This window comes from Pseudoalteromonas sp. SR45-6 (genome assembly GCF_014163545.1).
Lineage (GTDB): Bacteria > Pseudomonadota > Gammaproteobacteria > Enterobacterales > Alteromonadaceae > Pseudoalteromonas > Pseudoalteromonas rhizosphaerae.
The window spans coordinates 1-1279 of record NZ_JACJDM010000142.1 but is presented as its reverse complement, the minus strand read 5'-3'; the positions used below and the strand labels follow the sequence as shown (position 1 = coordinate 1279).

The following is a 1279-nucleotide window of genomic DNA, read 5'->3' as shown; positions in this document are numbered from 1 at the left end:
AGCTTAATGCCACTCGTAACCGAGTTCACGTTTTATCATTTTTGTAGGTATGTTAAACCGTTATCTAAATCATTTGATGAGGATAACAATAATGTCAACAAGACCTATATCTATGAGTAAATTACATGCTATTTTACGGCTGAAATATTCAGCAAAATTATCCCATCGAGAGATTGCCAGAAGCTTAAATATCTCCCCTGGCACTGTGGCTAATTACGTTAAAAAGGCCAATGAGTTAGGGTTAAACCAATGGCCGTTACCTGACGATAAACAACACGGTACGTTTCTTAATACAAAAATCAGGGACTTCTCACCCCGTCAAAAAAGATACCCAACACCTGACTGGCTCACCATCAATAAGGATTTAAAGCAGCACAAACATTTGACGTTGCAGTTAGTATTCGATGAAATGCGTGAGAAAGTCGCTGAGCCTTATTACAGCTATAGCCACTTCTGCCGCGCCTATCGGGAATGGGTGGGGAAACAACGGTTGTCGATGCGGCAGCATCATAAAGGTGGTGAAAAGCTGTTTGTGGATTATTGTGGCCCCACACTGACCATCACGTGCCCCACAACGCAGGAAACACGGACTGCTCAAGTATTTGTTGCCGTGCTCGGCGCATCAAACTATACCTATGCTGAGGCAACGTATAGCCAGCAACTTGAAGACTGGGTGATGAGTCATGCCCGTTGTTTTGCGTTTTTAGGCGGTGTGCCTGAACTTGTTATTCCCGACAACTTAAAAAGTGCTGTTAGTAAACCCTGTCGCTACGAGCCTGATCTAAACCCCACTTATCATCAATTAGCCGAGTATTATAACGTCGCTGTCATACCCGCTAGACCTTATAAACCCAAAGATAAATCAAAGGCTGAAGTCGGTGTACAAATTGTTGAGCGTTGGATCATGGCACGTCTGCGTAACCAAACCTTCTACAGCTTAGCGCACCTAAATCAAGAAATAGCAAAGCTACTTGATGTAATGAACAATAAGGTGATGAAGCAATATCAACAATCACGTAAACAGCTTTTTGATAGGGTGGATAAAAGCGCATTAAAGCCATTGCCTGAAAAGCCCTATCACTATACACAAATCAAAACGGTGCGAGTACACATTGATTATCATGTTGAAATAGAAAAACATTATTACAGTGTGCCGTATCAGTGGGTTAAGAAACAATTACGCGCACACATAACCAATCAGCTAGTACAGCTTTATCATGACGATACCTTAATCGCACAGCATCCGCGCTCACATCATTTAGGTGGGCATACAACACAG

The 1279-nt window shown here is 42.5% G+C and carries 1 protein-coding gene; it reads left to right on the top strand.

Annotation, left to right across the window (positions count from 1 at the left end; translation table 11 throughout):
• Positions 1-91: 91 nt before the first annotated feature.
• A partial coding sequence (gene istA / locus H5158_RS22540; RefSeq protein ID WP_182740967.1) for an IS21 family transposase occupies positions 92-1279 on the top strand: 1188 nt, incomplete at its 3' end.